The sequence below is a fragment of the Pseudarthrobacter sp. LT1 genome, assembly GCF_035621795.1.
Lineage (GTDB): Bacteria > Actinomycetota > Actinomycetes > Actinomycetales > Micrococcaceae > Arthrobacter.
This window is the reverse complement of sequence record NZ_CP141830.1, coordinates 2682992-2696666: the sequence shown is the minus strand read 5'-3', so window position 1 is coordinate 2696666 and position 13675 is coordinate 2682992. Positions and strand designations below refer to the sequence as shown.

Annotated in this window: 12 protein-coding genes and 2 tRNA genes; 11 read left to right on the top strand and 3 right to left on the bottom strand. The window is 65.6% G+C overall.

Annotated features, from left to right (window positions below; all coding sequences use genetic code 11):
• Positions 1–167: 167 nt before the first annotated feature.
• The 3 genes from VIK36_RS12670 (at position 168) to VIK36_RS12660 (ending at position 2726) form a co-directional block, all read left to right on the top strand.
• Positions 168–1202: a hypothetical protein gene (locus VIK36_RS12670; protein WP_324642168.1), complete on the top strand. Its 1035-nt coding sequence runs from the start codon at positions 168–170 to the stop codon at positions 1200–1202.
• A 70-nt stretch (positions 1203–1272) separates the two neighbouring features.
• Entirely contained in the window at positions 1273–1767 is a 495-nt protein-coding gene (locus tag VIK36_RS12665; RefSeq protein ID WP_159631792.1) for a ribose-5-phosphate isomerase, read from the top strand.
• Entirely contained in the window at positions 1767–2726 is a 960-nt protein-coding gene (locus VIK36_RS12660; RefSeq protein WP_324642167.1) for an Fpg/Nei family DNA glycosylase, read from the top strand. The genes VIK36_RS12665 and VIK36_RS12660 overlap by 1 nt, the downstream gene beginning before the upstream one ends.
• A gap of 64 nt (positions 2727–2790) precedes the next feature.
• Here VIK36_RS12660 and VIK36_RS12655 read toward each other — a convergent pair.
• Positions 2791–2864: transfer RNA gene (locus tag VIK36_RS12655), tRNA-Gly, on the bottom strand.
• Positions 2865–2996: 132 nt separating this feature from the next.
• Between VIK36_RS12655 and VIK36_RS12650 the strand changes: the two genes are divergently transcribed.
• The 6 genes from VIK36_RS12650 to VIK36_RS12625 all read left to right on the top strand — a co-directional run bounded on the left by VIK36_RS12650 (position 2997) and on the right by VIK36_RS12625 (position 8188).
• Positions 2997–3071, top strand: a tRNA-Pro gene (locus VIK36_RS12650).
• Positions 3072–3152: 81 nt separating this feature from the next.
• Positions 3153–4547: a trigger factor gene (gene tig / locus VIK36_RS12645; protein ID WP_324642166.1), complete on the top strand. Its 1395-nt coding sequence runs from the start codon at positions 3153–3155 to the stop codon at positions 4545–4547.
• 234 nt (positions 4548–4781) lie between these two features.
• Positions 4782–5405, top strand: coding sequence for an ATP-dependent Clp protease proteolytic subunit (locus VIK36_RS12640; RefSeq protein WP_303695379.1), 624 nt, complete (start codon positions 4782–4784; stop codon positions 5403–5405).
• 38 nt (positions 5406–5443) lie between these two features.
• Entirely contained in the window at positions 5444–6103 is a 660-nt protein-coding gene (locus tag VIK36_RS12635; RefSeq protein ID WP_138606612.1) for an ATP-dependent Clp protease proteolytic subunit, read from the top strand.
• 175 nt (positions 6104–6278) lie between these two features.
• Positions 6279–7559 carry an ATP-dependent Clp protease ATP-binding subunit ClpX gene (clpX, locus tag VIK36_RS12630; RefSeq protein WP_255172449.1) on the top strand — a complete coding sequence of 427 codons (1281 nt, stop codon included), beginning with the start codon at positions 6279–6281 and terminating at the stop codon, positions 7557–7559.
• A 14-nt stretch (positions 7560–7573) separates the two neighbouring features.
• Positions 7574–8188, top strand: a complete 615-nt coding sequence (locus tag VIK36_RS12625; protein ID WP_324642165.1) for a DsbA family protein — start codon at positions 7574–7576, stop codon at positions 8186–8188.
• Positions 8189–8557: 369 nt separating this feature from the next.
• Here VIK36_RS12625 and valS read toward each other — a convergent pair whose 3' ends face one another.
• Positions 8558–11179, bottom strand: coding sequence for a valine--tRNA ligase (valS, locus tag VIK36_RS12620; protein ID WP_324642164.1), 2622 nt, complete (start codon positions 11177–11179; stop codon positions 8558–8560).
• Positions 11180–11260: 81 nt separating this feature from the next.
• Here valS and VIK36_RS12615 point away from each other — a divergent pair, with 81 nt between their 5' ends.
• Complete coding sequence (locus VIK36_RS12615; protein ID WP_324642163.1) at positions 11261–11632, top strand: DUF488 domain-containing protein; 372 nt, start codon at positions 11261–11263, stop codon at positions 11630–11632.
• An 18-nt stretch (positions 11633–11650) separates the two neighbouring features.
• Positions 11651–12409 carry an SDR family oxidoreductase gene (locus tag VIK36_RS12610; protein ID WP_255172445.1) on the top strand — a complete coding sequence of 253 codons (759 nt, stop codon included), beginning with the start codon at positions 11651–11653 and terminating at the stop codon, positions 12407–12409.
• Here the strand turns inward: VIK36_RS12610 and VIK36_RS12605 are convergent.
• Positions 12406–13413: an endonuclease/exonuclease/phosphatase family protein gene (locus VIK36_RS12605; RefSeq protein ID WP_324642161.1), complete on the bottom strand. Its 1008-nt coding sequence runs from the start codon at positions 13411–13413 to the stop codon at positions 12406–12408. The two genes, VIK36_RS12610 and VIK36_RS12605, sit on opposite strands and share 4 nt — an antisense overlap.
• Positions 13414–13675 lie beyond the last annotated feature (262 nt).

Genomic DNA, 13675 nt, shown 5'->3' with positions numbered 1-13675 from the left:
GGCAAAAGAGGGCCTCCAGAGAATTTAGGGCTGCCGGCCGGTGGTCCCGGTTCCGGCACTGTGATGCATTCTTTCATCCTTGGGGTCCTTGGCAAGTTGCGCAGCTCACAGCCGGCTGCAGGTGCCCGGACGGTTGGGCGGGCAGCCGCAGGGGTAGCGTTAAATGCATGGGAAAGCTGCTGGATTCGGTGGACACCAAGGCCCTTCGCTTCGCCGTCGGGTTCCCCGTCGTCCTGGCCGCCGCCTTTGCCTACTGCGCGTCGCTGCTGCGCCCGGACCTTCCGGAGCCGGTCGCCATCCGCTGGACGGACGACGGCGGGGCCGACTTCGCGCCCTTCGGCGCCTACGTGGGGGTTGGTGCCGCCGGAATTGTCGTTGCCGGCTGGCTGGTCCTGCTCCAGGCGGTGCCCCTTGGACGGCCGGTCATGATGCGGCGGATCATGATGGGCGCCGGACTCTTCCTCAGCCTGTTCATCACCTCCGCCCTTGCCGCGGGCCTGATCGGCCAAACCGGGCTGGCCGACGCCCGGCAGTCGCATGTGGACATGACGGTGCTCGCCCTTGGCAGCGGTGCCGCGGTATCGCTCGGCGTGACCATGGCCATGGTCTACAAAGCTGACCGGCAATGGTCGCCGGATGATGACAGGGCGCTCCAGGTCGCCATCGCCAAGGAACTGGACCCCGACCTTGCCCGGGACAGCATCAGGCTCTGGGTCCACGCCCGCAGTTCCGTCTTCGTCATGATCGCCATCGCCTCCCTGTTCCCGGCGGCCCTCATCGCCGTCGTGGTGCCCTGGCTGGGCATCCTGCTCGTGGTCCTGGCCCTGGTGGGGACCGCGTTCCTGTTCGCCCGCATCAGGGCGGACCGGCGCGGACTCAAGGTCCTGCTGGCCGGGGTGGTGCCGGTCATGGACGTGCCTGCCGGTGCCATTTCCGACGCCAGTGCCGCAGAAGTGAGGGCCGCGGACTACGGCGGTTGGGGCTACCGGCACCACCACGGAACCGCAGCCATGCTGGTCAGCAGCGGCCCCGCCGTCGTCGTCAGCAAGACCGACGGCCAGCGCCTTGCCGTCAGCGGCGGCAGCCAGGCCTCAGCCGCGCGGCTTGCCGAAGTCCTTACGCGGGTGGCCGCCAGGGCCCGTCGCGGGGGCGGAACGCCGCCACCGACGGAAGGCCAGAGCCCCGACCCCGGGCTGCCCTAGTATCCTTATCCGTGTCGTTCCGGCCCCCACCCGGTGGCCGCCAGCTCCCACAACCGAACGGACTTAGCACGTGACCACTACCCCTGCCTACCCGCGGGTCCACATCGCCACCGACCACGCAGGCATGGAGCTCAGCGCCCACCTGGTGTCCCACCTGACCGGGAAGGGATACGAGGTGGTTGACCATGGCCCCAAGGTCTACGACGCCCAGGACGACTACCCGTCGTTCTGCATCAACGCGGCACTCGCCGTGGTGGCTGACCGGGAGGCCGGCGTCCATGCCCTGGGCATCGTGCTGGGCGGCTCCGGCAACGGTGAACAGATTGCCGCCAACAAGGTGAGGGGCATCCGCGCCGCCCTCGCCTGGAACCTTTCCACGGCCACCCTTGCCCGCGAGCACAATGACGCCAACGTGGTTGCCCTGGGCGGCCGCCAGCATACGGTGGAGGAAGCCACCGAGCTGGTCGAGGCGTTCCTGGCGGAGCCCTTCAGCAACGATGAACGCCACATCCGCAGGATCGAAAAGATCGCTGTTTTTGAGGCCACCGGCGAGGTCATCGAGTAGTGCCCGAGGGCCATTCCGTCCGCCGGCTCGCCCGCCAGTTCGGCGATGTATTCCTCGGCGAGGCACTGGCTGTGTCCAGTCCCCAGGGCAGGTTCAGCGGGGGAGCGGCGCTGCTGGACGGCCGCACCATGGTCGCTGCCGAGGCTCATGGCAAGCACTTGTTCCTGCACTTCGACAACTCGCTGGTGCTGCACGTCCACCTTGGCCTGTACGGGGCCTGGAGCTTCGGTGGTGACAGCACCTTCGCCGGCGCGTCAAGCATCGGTGCGCCCCGGCGGGTAGGGGAGCAGGAGGCGTTCGCTGACGGGGACGACGACGGCGGCGCGCCCTACGCAGGTCCGCCGGCGCCCGTCGGGGCCGTCCGGGTCCGGCTCGCGGGCAGCCACGGCTGGGCGGACCTTCGCGGGGCCACCACCTGCGAAACCATCACCGCAGCAGAGGCCGACGCCGTCCTGGCGCGGCTGGGGCCGGATCCGTTGCGGAACCTTCGCGGGGACGCCGGGCGGTTCGCCGCCAATGTCCGGACCCGGAAGACCCCGCTGGCGGCCCTGCTCATGGACCAGAAGGTGATTGCCGGCGTCGGGAACGTCTACCGTGCCGAAGTGCTGTTCCGCCGCCGCCTCGATCCGTTGCTGCCCGGAACCGCGCTGCCGGACAACGACGCCCGCAGGCTGTGGCGCGACATCGTCGCCGTCATGAACGACGGCGTGGCCGATGGGCGGATCATCACCACCCCGCCCAAGTACTGGACGCTCGATGGCACCACGGCCGCCAAGGCGGCCGCGGCAGGGGAACCGGTGCCGCCCAGGAGCGCACAATTCCCGCACCGCGACGACGTCCACTTTGTCTACAAAAGGCACGGGCTGCCCTGCAGGGTGTGCCAAACCATCGTGCTCATGGCCGACCTTGCCGGCCGGAACCTCTACTGGTGCCCCTACTGCCAGCAGCCGCAGGCATAGGGGAACAAACGCAAAAAGGGCCCCTCGATCGAGGGGCCTTTTGTTGTCCTGCTTTTTGTTGTCCTGGAGGGGACGACGGGAATCGAACCCGCGTAATCAGTTTGGAAGACTGAGGCTTTACCATTAAGCTACGTCCCCGAAGGAAGATCCGATTCTCAGCGGAAACTCCGGGCTGGCTGTTCAAGCCGGATACAACTAAACCTAATCCATGGCCTACGTGTCAAATGTGCAATCGCGACGCGTATCACCGTAGACTTGCCTGTGCACTTACGGGGTGTAGCTCAGCTTGGCTAGAGCGCCTGCTTTGGGAGCAGGAAGTCGCAGGTTCAAATCCTGTCACCCCGACTCTGCGGCCAGGACCAGCCGGCCTGGACACACATTGCGTTTGCAGAAAACCCCATCCCACAACCCAGGAGTACTTAGACCGTGAAGAGCGCTGTCGAGAACCTCACCCCCACGCGGGTCAAGCTCAATGTTGAGGTCCCCTTTGAGGAACTGAAGCCCAGCATCGACTCGGCCTACAAGACTGTTGCGTCGCAGATCCAGGTCCCCGGGTTCCGCAAGGGCAAGGTTCCCGCCAAGCTCATCGACCAGCGGGTTGGCCGTGGCTACGTCCTGGAGACCGCCATCAACGACGGCCTCAACGGCTGGTACCAGGCTGCCGTGCAGGAATCCGGCATCCGCCCCCTGAGCCGTCCCGAGGTGGAAATCACCGAGGTTCCCGACCCCTCCGCCACCGACGGTGGCCTGAAGTTCGCCGCCGAGGTTGACGTCCGCCCCGAGATCGAACTCCCGGACTACGCCGGCATCGAGGTCCAGGTTGCGGCTGCGGAATCCTCCGACGCCGACGTGGACAAGGCCCTGGACGAACTGCGCGGACGCTTCGGCACCCTGAAGTCCGTTGACCGTCCCGCTGCCGACGGTGACTTCCTCACCATCGACATCACCGCCACGATCGACGGCGAAGAGGTTGACTCCGCTGCCGGTCTGTCCTACCAGGTTGGCGCCGGCACCATGCTTGAGGGCATGGACGAAGCCGTGACCGGCCTCAGTGCCGACGAGGACGCCATCTTTAACACCACCCTGGTGGGCGGCGACCACGCCGGCGAAGCCGCCCAGGTCAAGGTTGTTGTCAAGGCCGTCAAGGAACGCGAACTGCCCGAAGCGAACGACGACTTCGCCCAGCTGGCCTCCGAGTTCGACACCCTCGCCGAACTCCGCGAAGACCTGGCCAAGCAGGCCGCAGAGTCGAAAATCGTGGAGCAGGGTGTTGAAGCCCGCGACAAGGTCCTGGACAAGCTGGTGGAACTCGTTGAGGTTCCGGTTCCGGACTCCGTTGTCGAAGAGCAGCTCGAAGCCCACTTCCAGGAGGGCAACGGCCACGGTGACGGCGAGCACGACACCGAAGAGCACCGCGAAGAGGTCCGCGCCAACACGGCCCGCGCCTTCCAGAACGAAATCATCCTCGACGCCATCGCGGAGAAGGAAGAAGTCAACGTCAGCCAGAACGAGCTGATCGACTACATCGTCACCACCGCCAGCCAGTACGGCATGGACCCCAACCAGTTCGCCCAGATCATCGATCAGAGCGGCCAGGTTCCCATGATGGTTTCCGAGGTCCGCCGCCGTAAGGCACTGGCCGTCGTCCTGGGCCAGGCCACGGTAACCGACACCGAGGGCAAGGCTGTTGACCTGAGCGACTTCGTCCGCCCCGCCGGCGAAGAGGCACCTGCCGCCGAAGCGGCCGACGCCGACGCAACCGAAGGTGCCGAGGCAGAGGTTGTCGAAGCCGAGGACACCACGGCAGACGCCAAGGCATAGTCCTTTTTGAACCGCAGCGAACGGCCCCTGGATCCTTCCGATCCGGGGGCCGTTCGCGTTGGACCGGAAGCGGCCCGCTGCTGATTCGCTGATCGTGCGCCGTCAGCGAACAGCCGTCGGTGCGCGAACAAAACACCCGTGAAACCGGTTAGTGTCCAAGTAGTGATTTTCAGTGATGTCACCGTCACCAGTGAGAGGTAAGTAAACATGTCACAGCACTCAGAGGCCCCCCGGATGGCGACCGTCGATCCTGCAGCCCAGGACAACTACATTTACAACCGCCTTCTCAAGGAGCGGATCATCTGGCTGGGCTCGGAGGTGCGTGACGACAACGCCAACGCGATCTGCTCGCAGCTGCTCCTGCTCTCGGCCGAGAACCCGGAAAAGGACATCTACCTCTACATCAACTCGCCCGGCGGCTCCGTCACGGCGGGCATGGCCATCTACGACACCATGCAGTTCATCCCTAACGACGTCGTAACCGTCGCCACCGGGCTGGCCGCGTCCATGGGACAGTTCCTCCTGTCCTCGGGTACCAAGGGCAAGCGGTACGCAACCCCGAACGCCCGCGTCCTGATGCACCAGCCCTCCGGCGGCATCGGCGGCACCGCGTCCGACATCAAGATTCAGGCAGAACTCATCCTGCACATGAAGAAGGTCATGGCGGAACTGACGGCTGACCAGACCGGGCAGACCGTTGAAACCATCCTCAAGGACAACGACCGCGACAAGTGGTTCACCGCCACCGAGGCCCTCGAATACGGCTTCTTCGACAAGATCGCCGCCCACGCCGGCTCCGTGGCAGGCGGCGGCGGAACGTCCAACGATTCCTCCGGCGAATCAGCCTCCCAGAACTAACCGGCATCCAGAACCCCTTTCGATCAGGAGCAAACACAATGAACTACAACTTCGGGTGGTCAGCCGGGAATCTTCCGTCCAGCCGCTACGTCCTGCCGCAGTTCGAGGAGCGCACCCCCTACGGCTTCAAGCGCCAGGACCCGTACACCAAGCTCTTCGAGGACCGCATCATCTTCCTCGGTGTGCAGGTGGACGACGCTTCCGCTGATGACATCATGGCCCAGCTGCTGGTCCTGGAGTCCACGGATCCGGACCGCGACATTACGCTCTACATCAACTCGCCCGGTGGTTCCTTCACCGCCATGACGGCGATCTACGACACCATGCAGTACATCCGCCCCGAGATCCAGACCGTCTGCCTGGGCCAGGCCGCCAGTGCGGCTGCTGTCCTGCTGGCGGCGGGTACACCCGGCAAGCGGCTGGCGCTGCCCAACGCCCGCGTCCTGATCCACCAGCCGGCCCTCTCCGGCGGCCAGGGCGGCCAGGCCTCCGACCTGGAGATCCAGGCCGCAGAGGTCATGCGCATGCGTTCCTGGCTGGAGGACACCCTGGCCCAGCACTCCGGCCGCACGTCGGAGCAGGTCAACAACGACATCGAGCGCGACAAGATCCTCACCGCCGACGAGGCCCAGGCATACGGCCTCATCGACCAGGTTCTTGATTCACGCAAGATCAAGCCCCAGGCGATCACGAGGTAGCAGTACCGAAAGCCGGTGCGGTCCAGTTCATTTGGCCGCACCGGCCTTTTCATTCCACCCTTGGGGCCGAATGTGACCTAGAGTGGATGTTGTCACAACCCGGGCCGTGCAGGCCGGGAAAGATTTCAGCAATGGTGCAGGGCTGCCTGGCAGCAGGATACTAAGGGGTTCATATATGGCTCGGATTGGCGAGAGCACGGATCTGCTGAAGTGCTCTTTCTGCGGAAAGAGCCAGAAGCAGGTGCGCAAGCTTATTGCCGGCCCCGGTGTCTACATCTGCGATGAATGCATCGAGTTGTGCAACGAAATCATCGAGGAGGAGCTTGCGGAGGTCGCTGATCTCGGCAGCTTCGAACTGCCCAAGCCGCGTGAAATCTTCGACTTCCTGCAGGAATACGTCATCGGCCAGGAGCCCGCCAAGCGGTCCCTCGCTGTCGCGGTCTACAACCACTACAAGCGCATCCAGGCGGGCCATGCCCCAAAGTCCGGAAACCTGGGGGACGGCGGCCATCACGACGACGTCGAGATCGCCAAGTCGAATATCCTCCTCATCGGACCTACCGGCTGCGGCAAGACCTATCTGGCCCAGACCCTCGCCCGCCGGCTGAACGTTCCGTTCGCCGTGGCGGACGCCACCGCCCTGACCGAGGCCGGATACGTGGGCGAGGACGTGGAGAACATCCTCCTCAAGCTCATCCAGGCCGCTGACTATGACGTCAAGAAGGCCGAACAGGGCATCATCTACATTGACGAGATCGACAAGATCTCCCGCAAGAGCGAGAACCCCTCCATCACCCGCGACGTGTCCGGCGAGGGCGTGCAGCAGGCCCTCCTGAAGATCCTGGAAGGGACCGTGGCCTCGGTGCCGCCGCAGGGTGGACGGAAGCACCCGCACCAGGAGTTCATCCAGATCGACACCACCAACGTGCTGTTCATCGTCGCCGGCGCCTTCGCCGGCCTGGAAGAGATCATCGGTTCCCGCTCCGGCCGCAAGGGCATCGGGTTCGGCGCCCCGCTCAACGAGGCCAGCAAGAAGGTGGACTCCTACGGTGAGGTCATGCCGGAGGACCTGCTGAAGTTCGGCCTTATCCCCGAATTCATTGGGCGGCTCCCCGTGATCACCACCGTGTCCAACCTGGACCGGGACGCCCTGATCCAAATCCTTTCCACCCCCAAGAACGCCCTGGTGAAGCAGTACCAGAAGATGTTCCAGATCGACGGCGTCGAGCTGGTGTTCGACGACACTGCCCTGGACGCCATTGCCGACCAGGCATTGGAGCGGGGCACCGGTGCCCGTGGCCTCCGCGCCATCCTGGAGGAGGTCCTGCTTCCCGTGATGTTCGATCTTCCCAGCCGCGAGGACGTGGCCAGCGTGGTGATCACCGAGGACGTCGTCCTGCGGGGCGCCGAGCCCACCATGATTCCGCACGTGGCCAAGCGCCGTAAGTCTGCCTGACCGAGAGGACCTTCGTGACTTCACCTGCAAAGAACAAAGCCGACTTCTGGTTCGACCCCCTCTGCCCGTTCGCCTGGGTCACATCCCGCTGGATCGGGGAAGTGGAAGCCGTCCGGGACATCGAGACGGAGTGGCACGTCATGAGCCTCGCTGTCCTGAATGAGGGGCGTGACCTGGAGCCCGGCTACCGTGAATCCATGGACAACGCGTGGGGCATGGTCCGCGTGATCATCGCCGCCCGGGAAGAGCATGGGCCGCAGGTCATCAAGCCGCTGTATGACGCCATGGGGACGCTGATCCACAACCAGGGGGAAAAAGACCGGGCCGAGGTCATTACTAAAGCCCTTGCCGAGTGCGGCCTCCCCGCCTCCCTGGCTGACGCCGCCACCACGGACGCCTACGACCACCAGCTCCGGGCCAGCCATGAGGAAGGCATTTCGCTGGTGGGCCAGGATGTTGGAACCCCGGTGGTCGCCTTCAATGGAACAGCGTTCTTCGGGCCGGTCCTGACGCGTATTCCCCGCGGTGAGGAAGCCGGCAGGATCTGGGATGCCACCACGGCCATCGCCGCTTATCCGCACTTCTTCGAGTTGAAGCGCAGCCGCACGGAAAGCCCGGAGTTCGACTAGAAACGCCAGGCTGCACCGTTTGCGAGGGCACCGAACATCCTGCAAAGGCCCCGGGAAAACTACCGGAATGTAGTTTCCCCGGGGCCCTTGCACGTGGACCGGCACAGGAGAACAATTGTTCCTACCACTTCGAAAGAAGTGGACGCAGGAACCAAAGATTCAGTGATATGTAAGTTGACGCAGCCATCGGCAAAGTTGAATGCAAGCTACCAGTGACGGGGTAGTAAGACCTGAAGTTCAGCGGATCCTGCCAGACCATCAGAGCACGTCACCGGATGGCCGAAAAAGTCGAAGCCCCACCAACGGCAAAACGCTGATGGGGCTTCCCCTTTGCCCGGAACCGGGTTGACCCCGGCTCCAGGTCCGGCGCTAAGCCTTGGCCGGCTCGTCGCTTGGAGCCAGGGCTACATCAGTGACCGTGAGGTCGCCGTCGCCCACGGCCAGCGTGATCTCCCGGGCGTTGGACGCAGCCTTCAAATCAGCCAGCCCGGCCTGCAGCTGCGCGGTCAGCGCTTCCGGGGCAGTGATGGTTGCTGACAGCACTTCGGTGCGCTGCTTGACCTTGGCCTCGGACTTGGCCTTGCGGACACCGCTGAGTGCCACGCCCACGGTCGCGAGCATGGTGGTGTCCCCGCCGGGGATCTCCAGGGCGGCAGGCCACTGGGCCCGGTGCACCGACCCGGTACGCCACCAGCTCCATACTTCCTCGGTGGCGAAGGGCAGGAACGGGGCGAAGAGCCGCAGCAGGGTGTCCAGCGTGGTGGCCAGCGCGGCCAGCACCGAAGCCTGCTCCGATTCGCCGGCGGCACCGTAGGCCCGGTCCTTGATCAGTTCCACGTAGTCGTCGGTGAACTGCCAGAAGAACGACTCCGTGAGCTGCAGGGCGCGGGCGTAGTCGTAGTTGTCGAATGCCTTGGTGGACTGTGCCACGACCTCGGCCAGCTGGGCCAGCAGCGCCCGGTCCAGGGGGTTCGCCAGGACGGAAAGACCGCCCGACAACACCGAGTTTTCGGTGGCGCCCAGGTTAAGCACGAACTTGGAGGCGTTCAGGAGCTTGATGGCCAGGCGGCGGCCGATCTTCATCTGCGCGATCTCGTAGGCGGTGTCGGCGCCGAGCCGTGCAGAGGCAGCCCAGTAGCGGACGGCGTCCGAACCATACTCGTTCAGGACGTCCGTGGGCACGACCACGTTGCCCTTGGACTTGGACATCTTCTTGCGGTCCGGGTCCAGGATCCAGCCGGAGATGGCCGCGTGCTTCCAAGGGGCACAGTCCTGGAGGGCGTCCGCGCGGACCACCGAGGAGAAGAGCCAAGTCCGGATGATGTCGTGGCCCTGGGGGCGCAGGTCGAACGGGTAGACCTTGGCGAACAGGTCCTCGTCACGGCTCCAGCCGCCCACGATCTGCGGGGTCAGCGAGGAAGTGGCCCACGTGTCCAGGACGTCGGCGTCGCCCGTGAAGCCGTTGGGCTGGTCGCGCTGTGCCTCCTCGAAGCCGGGGGCAGCGTCCGCTGCCGGATCAACGGGCAGCATCGCGTCGGAGGGCAGGATGGGGTTGTCATACTCCGGGTTGCCCTGTGCGTCGAGCGGGTACCACACGGGGATCGGCACGCCAAAGAACCGCTGGCGTGAGACCAGCCAGTCACCGTTCAGGCCGGCGATCCAGTTCTCGTAGCGGGAGCGCATGAAGGACGGGTGGAAGTCGATGTCCTTGCCGCGGCCAATGAGGCGTTCGCGGCGGTCCTCGTCGCGGCCACCGTTGCGGATGTACCACTGGCGGGACGTAACCACTTCCAGGGGCTTGTCGCCCTTTTCGAAGAAGTTCACCGGGTGCGTGATCTTCTTGGGTTCACCATCGAGCAGGCCGGCTTCCTTGAGCAGCTCCACCACGGCTTCCTTGGCGGAGAAGGCAGTCTTCCCGGCGATGGCGGCGTACGCCTCCTTGCCGGCCTCGCTGGTGATCCACTCGGGCGTTTCGGCGATGATGCGGCCGTCGCGGCCCATGATGGCGCGGGTGGGCAGCTGCAGTTCGCGCCACCACGTGACGTCGGTCAGGTCGCCGAAGGTGCAGACCATGGCGATGCCGGAACCCTTGTCCGCCTTTGCCAGCGGATGGGCCTTGACCTCGAGTTCAACATCGAACAGCGGTGACTTCACGGTCTTGCCGAACAGCGGCTGGTACCGCTCGTCGTCGGGGTTCGCCACCAGCGCGGCACATGCTGCAAGGAGCTCCGGGCGGGTGGTCTCGATGAAGATCTTCCTGCCGTCTTCGGTGAAGAAGGGGTAGCGGTAGTAGGCGCCCGGGACCTCGCGGTCCTCAAGCTCGGCCTGGGCCACCGCGGTACGGAACGTGACGTCCCACAGCGTGGGAGCCTCGGCCATGTAGGCGTCCCCGGCGGCGAGATTGGCCAGGAAGGCGCGCTGGGACACCGCGCGGGAAGTGTCATCGATGGTGCGGTAGGTCAGGTCCCAGTCGACGGACAGGCCCAGGGTCTGGAACAGGTTTTCGAAGACCTTCTCGTCCTCAACGGCCAGTTCCTCGCACAGTTCGATGAAGTTCTGCCGGGATACGACGTCGAAATCGCGCTGGTTCTTGGCCGGCTGGGCGGGCGGCCGGTAGTCGGCGTTGTACGGGATGGCCGGATCGCATCGGACACCGTAGTAGTTCTGGACCCGGCGTTCGGTGGGCAGGCCGTTGTCATCCCAGCCCATGGGGTAGAAGACGTTCCTGCCGGTCATGCGCATGTAGCGTGCCTGGACGTCCGTCTGGGTGAAGGAGAACATGTGCCCCACGTGCAGGGATCCCGACGCGGTGGGCGGGGGAGTGTCGATCGAGTAGACCTGCTCCCGGGTAGTGTCGGGGTTGAACTTGTAGGTTCCTTCGGCCAGCCAGCGCTGGGTGAGCGCGGCTTCGAGGCCTTCGAGGGCCGGCTTGTCCGGAACATTGATGGGGGCGGTGGTGGGCGTGTCTGTACCCTGCGTGTCTTCAGCCATTGGGCAATTCTTTCATGCCCGCTTCCATCCCACCCAACCCGTCCCGCCCGCGCGGACGCGAACACGGGTAGCATGCGGGCCATGGGAGAGTTCCGGGCAACCTTCGGCGTGAAGCGCATCTACGAGCCGCCGGCGGACGGCGACGGCTTCCGGGTGCTGGTGGACCGGCTTTGGCCGCGGGGCATGGCCAGGGAAAACGCCGCCGTGGACCTCTGGCTCAAGGACGTGGCACCCTCCACGGAGCTGCGCAAGGAGTTCAACCACCGCCCCGAACAGTTCGCCGGTTTCAGCGAACGCTACCGGCTTGAACTGGACACCAATACGGCCGTGGAGACGCTGCTGGAACTGGCCCGCGCACACCCCCGGATCACCCTTCTCTACGCCGCCCGGAACACCGAAGCGAACAATGCGCACGTCCTGCTTGACTACCTCCGGGGACGGGCCGCCGGCTGATCCCGCTAGGGTGGTGCCATGACTGAGGACTTGCAGAAAAAAGCAGCATTGGTGACCGGCGCGAGCAGCGGAATCGGAGAAGCAACAGTGCGTGCGCTGCGCGCCGACGGGTGGACGGTCTTTGCCGTGGCCCGCCGGGCTGACAGGCTCGCGGCGCTGGAAGGCGGGACAGGCGCCGTCGCGATTCCCGCAGACATCGCAGAGGACGACGACGTGTCCCGGCTCCTCGCCCAGGTCACCGACGCAGGCGGCATCGACACGCTGATCAACATCGCCGGTGGTGCCCGGGGTGCGGACAAGGTAGGCGATGCCAACATCGCCGACTGGGAGTGGATGTACCGCGTCAACGTCCTTGGAACCCTCAAGCTCACCCGCGCGTTCCTTCCGATGCTGCGGGCCACCGGCGAAGGCACGGTCCTGAACCTCACCTCCACCGCAGGGCTGGACGCCTACGAGGGCGGGGGCGGCTACAACGCTGCCAAGTTCGGGCAGCACGCCATGACCAACGCCCTCCGGCTCGAAGAGGCTGAGCACAACGTGCGGGTCATCGAGGTGGCGCCGGGCCTGGTGCAGACCGAGGAGTTCGCCCTCAACCGCCTCGGGGATGCGCAGTCCGCAGAAAAGGTCTACCAGGGCGTGGAGAAGCCGCTCACCGCCGAGGATGTGGCCGACGTGGTCCGCTACGCCGTCAGCGCCCCACACCACGTCAACCTTGACCAGATCGTCATCCGGCCGGTGGCCCAGGCGGCCACGCACAAACTCATCCGGAAGGGCTAGGGCACATGGATGCGCAGGGTGGCCACCACTGCGGCATGATCCGTTCCCTCGATCCGGTGGGCTGAATAGCCGGAGGCGGTAATGTCGCGGCTGGTCACCAGATGGTCCAGCGTGATCCCTGGCAGGCGGTAGCCACGCATCGGCCAAGTGGGCACCAGCCTGCCGCCCACGGAGGCGGCCACGTCCACCAGCGTCCGGCCGCCTCCTTGGCCCGCCAGCAGCGCCCGGAATTCCCGGTGGTCGTAGGTTGCGTTGAAGTCCCCGGCCAGCAGCAGGGGACCGGATCCGTTGTCCGCCCTGGCCACCGTGGCCAGGTCCTTGCGCCACTGGCCAACGGCGTCACCCACCGGCGCCAGGGTGTGCACAGCCACCACCCGAAGGGCGGCCCCGCTAGCTTCCGCCAGGTCAAGGCGGGCCACCGGCATGGTGAATTGGGTGTCCGGAAGCACCCCGCCGTCCTTCAGGCTTAGCGAGGAATAGATGGCCGTACCGCCGGCGCCGTCCCTGGGATGGGCAACCCGGTGCGGGAGCAGTCCGTCCAGGCCTGCCGCAGTGAGCCGCCGTGACAGCTGGGGCGTGTACTCCTCCACCGCCAGCAGGTCCACGTGCTGTTCACGGACCAGGTCCACGATTCCGGCAGCGTCCGCATCCCCCAGTTCGGCGTTGATGCTCATCACCACGAGGGAAACCGGCCTGCCGGCGGCCTCGGCGGAAGGCCCGCGGACGTCCACCGGGAAGAGCCAGAACGCCTGGCACGCCACCAGGGATCCCGCCAGGACCTGCTGCCACCGGCTGCGGCCAAGGAAGGCCAGGACCAGCGCTGCGGCGGCAGGCACTGTGAGCCAGGGCGTGAACGCCACCAGCTGGACCCCCAGGACGGGCCACTCGACGGGGACAGCCCGCATCATGGACACCGCTGCGACGGGAAGCGCAAGGGGAATGAACAGCCACCGGCATGCGGCGGCTGCGCGCCTCCGCCCGGCAGGGCGCCCGGAAGCTGTCATGAGCCGAGTCTAGGGAACACGCGGTGTCGACGTCAGCCCCAACGCCCCTGGATGCTCTGATTGGCATGGGCTGCGCTGAATGGCACAGGACGCGCTGAATGGCACAGGACGCTGCGGCGATAGTAGACTCTTTATGGCTATGACCCGGCAATCACCGGTGAGCTTCCGGAAGAACGCGCAGTGTGCCCGTGCAGGGTGGCTGTGCCAGTAGAACCGGACGGGTAAGCCCGTCACAGCAGTAATGAGAGGCCGGGGCAGCGGG

Excerpts from the sequence above, each read along its gene's own strand:
- VIK36_RS12610 (WP_255172445.1), top strand. The coding sequence starts at position 11,651 with ATGACTGAGGACTTGCAGAAAAAAGCAGCATTGGTGACCGGCGCGAGC.
- clpX (WP_255172449.1), top strand. The coding sequence starts at position 6,279 with ATGGCTCGGATTGGCGAGAGCACGGATCTGCTGAAGTGCTCTTTCTGC.
- VIK36_RS12615 (WP_324642163.1), top strand. The coding sequence starts at position 11,261 with ATGGGAGAGTTCCGGGCAACCTTCGGCGTGAAGCGCATCTACGAGCCG.
- valS (WP_324642164.1), bottom strand. The coding sequence starts at position 11,179 with ATGGCTGAAGACACGCAGGGTACAGACACGCCCACCACCGCCCCCATC.
- VIK36_RS12670 (WP_324642168.1), top strand. The coding sequence starts at position 168 with ATGGGAAAGCTGCTGGATTCGGTGGACACCAAGGCCCTTCGCTTCGCC.
- VIK36_RS12640 (WP_303695379.1), top strand. The coding sequence starts at position 4,782 with ATGGCGACCGTCGATCCTGCAGCCCAGGACAACTACATTTACAACCGC.
- VIK36_RS12605 (WP_324642161.1), bottom strand. The coding sequence starts at position 13,413 with ATGACAGCTTCCGGGCGCCCTGCCGGGCGGAGGCGCGCAGCCGCCGCA.
- VIK36_RS12635 (WP_138606612.1), top strand. The coding sequence starts at position 5,444 with ATGAACTACAACTTCGGGTGGTCAGCCGGGAATCTTCCGTCCAGCCGC.